Source organism: Saccharopolyspora sp. NPDC002686, assembly GCF_040295745.1.
Classification (GTDB): domain Bacteria; phylum Actinomycetota; class Actinomycetes; order Mycobacteriales; family Pseudonocardiaceae; genus Saccharopolyspora; species Saccharopolyspora oryzae.
Map to the genome: position 1 here is coordinate 1 of NZ_JBEOVY010000434.1, position 5708 is coordinate 5708.

General features: G+C 71.0%; 7 protein-coding genes. All 7 read left to right on the forward strand.

Annotated elements, in window-relative coordinates:
• Positions 1–30 precede the first annotated feature (30 nt).
• The 7 genes from ABTZ89_RS34725 (at position 31) to ABTZ89_RS34755 (ending at position 5652) form a co-directional block, all read left to right on the forward strand.
• The gene (locus ABTZ89_RS34725; protein ID WP_351052879.1) at positions 31–810 is read left to right on the forward strand and encodes a 16S rRNA (uracil(1498)-N(3))-methyltransferase; all 780 of its coding nucleotides are present in this window, start codon (positions 31–33) and stop codon (positions 808–810) included.
• Positions 811–923: 113 nt separating this feature from the next.
• Positions 924–1427 (forward strand): MarR family winged helix-turn-helix transcriptional regulator, encoded by a 504-nt coding sequence (locus ABTZ89_RS34730; RefSeq protein WP_270952073.1) that lies wholly within the window; start codon positions 924–926, stop codon positions 1425–1427.
• A gap of 336 nt (positions 1428–1763) precedes the next feature.
• Positions 1764–2129, forward strand: a complete 366-nt coding sequence (locus ABTZ89_RS34735) for a histidine triad nucleotide-binding protein (protein ID WP_270952072.1) — start codon at positions 1764–1766, stop codon at positions 2127–2129.
• A gap of 179 nt (positions 2130–2308) precedes the next feature.
• Complete coding sequence (locus tag ABTZ89_RS34740; RefSeq protein ID WP_351052872.1) at positions 2309–3391, forward strand: PhoH family protein; 1083 nt, start codon at positions 2309–2311, stop codon at positions 3389–3391.
• Positions 3388–3954: an rRNA maturation RNase YbeY gene (gene ybeY / locus ABTZ89_RS34745; RefSeq protein ID WP_270952071.1), complete on the forward strand. Its 567-nt coding sequence runs from the start codon at positions 3388–3390 to the stop codon at positions 3952–3954. Before ABTZ89_RS34740 ends, ybeY begins: the two co-directional genes overlap by 4 nt.
• Positions 3955–3971: 17 nt before the next feature.
• Positions 3972–5294, forward strand: coding sequence for a hemolysin family protein (locus ABTZ89_RS34750; protein ID WP_351052882.1), 1323 nt, complete (start codon positions 3972–3974; stop codon positions 5292–5294).
• Complete coding sequence (locus ABTZ89_RS34755; protein ID WP_351052876.1) at positions 5287–5652, forward strand: cytidine deaminase-like protein; 366 nt, start codon at positions 5287–5289, stop codon at positions 5650–5652. Before ABTZ89_RS34750 ends, ABTZ89_RS34755 begins: the two co-directional genes overlap by 8 nt.
• Positions 5653–5708 lie beyond the last annotated feature (56 nt).

The following is a 5708-nucleotide window of genomic DNA, read 5'->3' on the forward strand; positions in this document are numbered from 1 at the left end:
GTGATCTACCTGTTCCACGACTCGTTCGGCATGGACGCGGACGGTGCGGTGCGCCTGGTCTTCCTGTCCTCGGGCGTGTGGTGGGCGGTGTTCACCGTCGAGCAGCTGCCCGCTGTCGGGCCGACGACGTTGGACGGTCCGGAGGGCAAGCACGCGGCCACCGTGCGCCGGCTCCGGGTGGGCGAGCACCTGCTGCTCTCCGACCGCGCGGGCGGCATGGCCCGCTGCGAGGTGGTGGCCGCCGCCAAGGACTCCCTGGAGCTCGCGGTCGCCGAAACCTGGCGGGAACCGCAGCCCGCGCTGCGCGTGCGGCTCGCGCAAGCCCTGGTGAAGGGCGATCGCGGCGAGCTCGCGGTGGAGCTGGCGACCGAGGCCGGGGTCGACGCGGTCGTGCCGTGGCGCGCTTCGCGCTGCGTGGCGAAGTGGGACGACGGCCCGCGGGGGGCGAAGGCGCTGGCGCGCTGGCGGAGCACCGCTGAGCAGGCCGCGAAGCAGGCGCGGCGGGCGTGGACGCCGCAGGTGGACGAGCCGGTGAGCACCAAGCAGCTCGCTGGGCTGGTCAGCGGTGCCGACGCGACCCTGGTGCTGCACGAATCGGCGACCGAGTCGCTGGCCTCCGCCGATCTCCCCGATTCCGGTGAGCTGATCCTGGTGGTGGGTCCGGAAGGCGGCATCACCGGCGAAGAACTCGCAACCCTCACCGACGCCGGGGCCCACGTAGGTCGCCTCGGCCCGACGGTCCTCCGAGCGTCCACCGCCGCGGCCGTCGCGCTCGGCGCCCTAGGCGTCCGCACCGACCGCTGGAGCTAGAGGTACCGGCGGTCATTTCGCGCACCTGGGGTCGTCGCGGCTCCTCCCGGTCGATAATCTCAATGTTGAGACAACGTCGAACAGCGCTGACTGCTGAGCTACCTGGAGGACGAATGGCCGACGCGGTGGACGAGATCCAGCGGCGCTGGCGGCGGGAGCGCCCCGATCTGGACGCCGACCTGTGGCCGGTCGGCATCGTCGGACGCGTGCAGCGGCTCAACCGGGTGCTCGAACGCGAGCTCAAGAAGTTCAACTCCGCGCACGGCATCGAGACGTGGGAGTTCGACGTGCTCACGACGCTCCGGCGGTCGGGCGAGCCCTACGAGCTGACCGCGGGAGCGCTGCTCAAGGCGATGATGGTGACCTCCGGCGCGATCACGAACCGCATCGACCGCCTGGAGTCCAAGGGGTGGGTCGAGCGGGTTCGCGACGACGTCGACCGGCGCTCCGTGCGGATCCGGTTGACCGACGAGGGGAACCGGATCGTCGACGAGATCTTCGGCCTGCACCTGGCCAACGAGGCGCGCCTGCTGCCGGAGCTGGGCGAAGAGCAGTACGAACAGCTCTCCGGCCTGCTGCGCACCCTGCTGGAGCACTTCGGCGACACGGAGCTCTAGCGCCCTTTCGTGTTCGGCGGGATCGACCAGTGCGCCCGGCTGGTGGCGCCGCGGCGCTCGGGGTGTGACTGTGCGCGAAGAAGATCAAAAAGTTCAGCGACGCGCGTAGCGCGAACGGTTGATGGGACGCTACGCTCGGTGGCGGAAGTGGATATCGCGGCTCAGCCGCGACCGGTGCCGCACGGGGCATCGGAGCCCAGCACTCGCCGGACACCTCCCCCCTCGGTCCGGCGAGAGCTGCGCCGCAAACGGGAATCCCCCCAGACCCGATTGCGGCGCAGCGTGCGGGCATCGACCGCCACCCGCGGCGGGGCCGGCACCCCTTAGTCTTCCGGCATGAGCGACATGGATTCCCTGTTCCTGCGGATCATCGAGCGCGAGATCCCCGCTGACGTCGTGCGGGAGAACGAGCGGGTCATCGCCATCCGCGACATCAACCCGCAGGCGCCCACGCACGTGCTGGTGGTGCCCAAGAAGCGCTACCGCAACGCTGCCGAACTGGCCGCCGCGGACCCGGAGCTGCTCGCCGAGCTGATCACCACGGCCCGCGAGATCGCCGCGCAGGAGGGCATCGAGGAATCCGGCTACCGGCTGCTGTTCAACACCAACGCCGACGCCGGCCAGACGATCTTCCACGTCCACCTGCACCTGCTCGGCGGCGAGCCCCTCGGCGGCCTGACCGGCGGTCCGCTCAAGGGCTGAGCGGCTCGCCCCGGTGGTGGTGCGGCCGGGAGCCGCGCCGCCACTTCCGCCTCGCGTGATCCACGTCGTTCGCGGGCGGTGACTGCGGCAATTCGATTGTCGCGTGGACTACCATCGGTGCCAGGCAGAACTGACCGAACGACCCGCGCGGAGAGCGCAGAAGGCAGGCCCGAACACACGTGGCCGGTATTGCAGCGGGTGGCGCTGCCGCCCAGTCCGGAGAACCACCCCAGACGGCAACAGCCCAGACCGCGACGGCGCAGTCCAAGGTGACCGTTCCCGACGACGTCGTCCTGACGCTGGTCGGATCCCGCGACCAGAACCTGCGGGTCGTCGAAGACCTGCTCACCGCCGATGTCCACGTTCGGGGCAACGAGGTGACGCTGTCCGGTGACCCCGCCGAGGTGGCGTTCGCGGAGCGGGTGTTCGCCGAGCTCATCGCGTTGATCGGCAAGGGCGGACCGCTGACCCCGGACGTCGTCCGGCGCAGCGTCGGGATGCTCTCGGCGGACCACAACGAGTCGCCTGCCGACGTGCTGAGCCTGGACATCGTGTCGCGGCGCGGCCGGACCATCCGCCCCAAGACGCTGAACCAGAAGCGCTACGTCGACGCCATCGACCACCACACCGTGGTGTTCGGCATCGGCCCGGCCGGTACCGGCAAGACGTACCTGGCGATGGCCAAGGCCGTGCAGGCGCTGCAGGCCAAGCAGGTCAACCGGATCATCCTGACCCGTCCCGCGGTCGAGGCCGGTGAACGGCTCGGCTTCCTGCCGGGCACCCTCTACGAGAAGATCGACCCGTACCTGCGGCCGCTGTACGACGCGCTGCACGACATGGTCGACCCGGAGTCGGTGCCGCGGCTGACGCAGGCCGGGACCATCGAGATCGCCCCGCTGGCCTACATGCGCGGCCGCACCCTCAACGACGCGTTCATCATCCTCGACGAGGCGCAGAACACCACGCCCGAGCAGATGAAGATGTTCCTGACCCGGCTGGGCTTCGGCTCCAAGATCGTGGTCACCGGGGACGTCACCCAGATCGACCTGCCCGGCGGGCAGCGCAGCGGGCTGAAGGTCGTCCAGGAGATCCTGGGCGGTGTCGACGACGTGCACTTCGCCCAGCTGGACAGCCACGACGTGGTGCGGCACCGGCTGGTGACCGACATCGTCAACGCGTACGACCGCTGGCACGCATTGGAAGACGCAGAACCGCACGACCGCCACGGTCGACGCAACGGGCAGCGACGAGGACGAGCATGAGCATCGAGATCGCCAACGAATCCGGCGTCGCAGTGCCCGAGGCGACCATCGTCTCGGCCGCGCGCTTCGCACTGGACAAGATGAGCGTCAGCCAGCTCGCCGAGCTGTCCATCGTGCTGGTGGAGCTCGACGTGATGGCCGACCTGCACGAGCGGTGGATGGACCTGCCCGGCCCCACCGACGTGATGTCGTTCCCGATGGACGAGTACGACTCGGCCCGCCGGCCCGACTCGGCCGGAGCGGGCCCGGCGCTGCTGGGCGACATCGTGCTCTGCCCGGCGTTCGCCCGCGACCAGGCCCGCAAGGCCGGGCACAGCATGCTCGACGAGCTGCACCTGCTGACCGTGCACGGCGTGCTGCACCTCCTCGGCTACGACCACGCCGAGCCGGAGGAGGAGCGGGAGATGTTCGGCCTGCAGAACCGCATCCTCGCCGAGTTCCGCGAGGCGCGCGCCGAGGCCGAGCGCGCGGAGGCGCAGCGCAGCGCCGACGACCGCGTGCTGGGCGCGGTCGGTCTGGACGAGTCGGAGCCGCCTCAGGGCGGCCCGGCGCCTGCCAACTGAGGGAGTCGGCGTTGGAATTGGCCGATTCCACCGCGTTCTTGATCACGGCAGTGCTGCTGGTGCTGGCCGCCGGGGTGTTCGCGGCCTCGGAGTCCGCCGTCACGGTGGCCTCCCGCGCGCGCGTCGACGAGCTGGTGCGCGAAGGCCGGAGCGGTGCGAAGCAGTTCGCGCTGCTGCTCGCCGACCGGCCCCGGCACGTCAACCTGCTCCTGCTGCTGAGGCTGGCCTGCGAGCTGGGCGCCACCGTGCTGGTCACGGTGGTCGCGCTGCGGCTGGCGAACTCCGAGGCCTGGGCGGTGGTGATCGCCGGTCTGGTCATGCTGGTGGCCTCGTACGTGCTGGTCGGCGTCGGCCCGCGCACGCTCGGTCGGCAGCACCCCTACGGCATCGGGCTGAAGGTGGCCGCGCCGGTGCGGGTGCTGGCCCGGCTGCTCAACCCGCTGACCCGGCTGCTGATCCTGATCGGCAACATGATCACCCCCGGCAAGGGGTTCCGCGAGGGACCGTTCTCCACCGAGGTGGAGCTGCGCGAGCTGGTGGACCTGGCGGGGGAGCGCGGCGTGGTGGCCGCCGACGAGCGGGAGATGATCCACTCGGTCTTCGAGCTCGGGGACACGCTGGCCCGCGAGGTCATGGTGCCGCGTCCGGAGATCATCTGGATCGAGCAGACCAAGTCCTCCCGGCAGGGGCTGGCGCTGTGCCTGCGCTCCGGGTTCTCCCGGATTCCGGTGATCGGTGAGAGCGTCGACGACATCGTCGGCGTGGTGACCGTCAAGGACCTCACCGGTGCGGTGCTGACCGCGCGCGACGAGGCCGGTCCGCCGGTGTCCGAGCTGATGCGCCCGGCGAGCTTCGTGCCCGACACCAAGCGGGTGGACGAGCTGCTGCGCGAGATGCAGCTGTCCCGCAGCCACCTGGCCATCGCCGTCGACGAGTACGGCGGCACCGCCGGGCTGCTGACCATCGAGGACATCATCGAGGAGATCGTCGGCGAGATCACCGACGAGTCCGACCTGGAGGAGCACCGGCCGATCGAGAGGCTCGAGGACGGCACGGTCCGGGTCAGCTCGCGGCTGCCGGTGGAGGACCTCGGCGAGCTGTTCGGCGTGGAGCTCGACGACTCCGACGTGGAGACGGTCGGCGGTCTGCTGGCGCAGCGCCTCGGCCGGGTTCCGCTGCCGGGCGCGGAAGCCGAGATCGCCGGGCTGAAGCTGCGCGCCGAGGGCGGCAAGGACCACCGGGGACGGATCCGCATCAACGCGCTGCTGGTCCGCCCGGCGAACACCGACCAAGCACCGCTGCGCGGTGCTGACCAGGAGGGAAGCAACACCCGTGGCTGAGCACGTGGAAGCGGCAGCACCGCAGCAGATCGACCCGGAGGACGCCAAGATCGTCACCCTCGCCAGGTCGTCCCGCGCCCGCAACGGCGCCGCCGAGGGCGCGGCGGTCCGCGACACCGACGGCCGGACCTACGCGGCCACCACGGTCGCCCTCCCGTCCCTGCGCCTCACGGCGCTGCAGGCGGCAGTCGCCGCCGCAGTCTCCAGCGGCGCGGAGGGCCTCGAGGCCGCTGCGGTCGTCACCGACGCCGATTCCGTGGACGCGGACTCCGTCGCAGCGGTCCACGACCTCACCGCCACGGCCCCGATCCTCCGGGCCGACGCCCGAGGCGACGTCGCCGGAGTCCTCTCCGCCTGATCCCGGCACCTGACCGACGGGGCCGCAGTTTCAATTGAAAATTAGGGCCCCCCCGT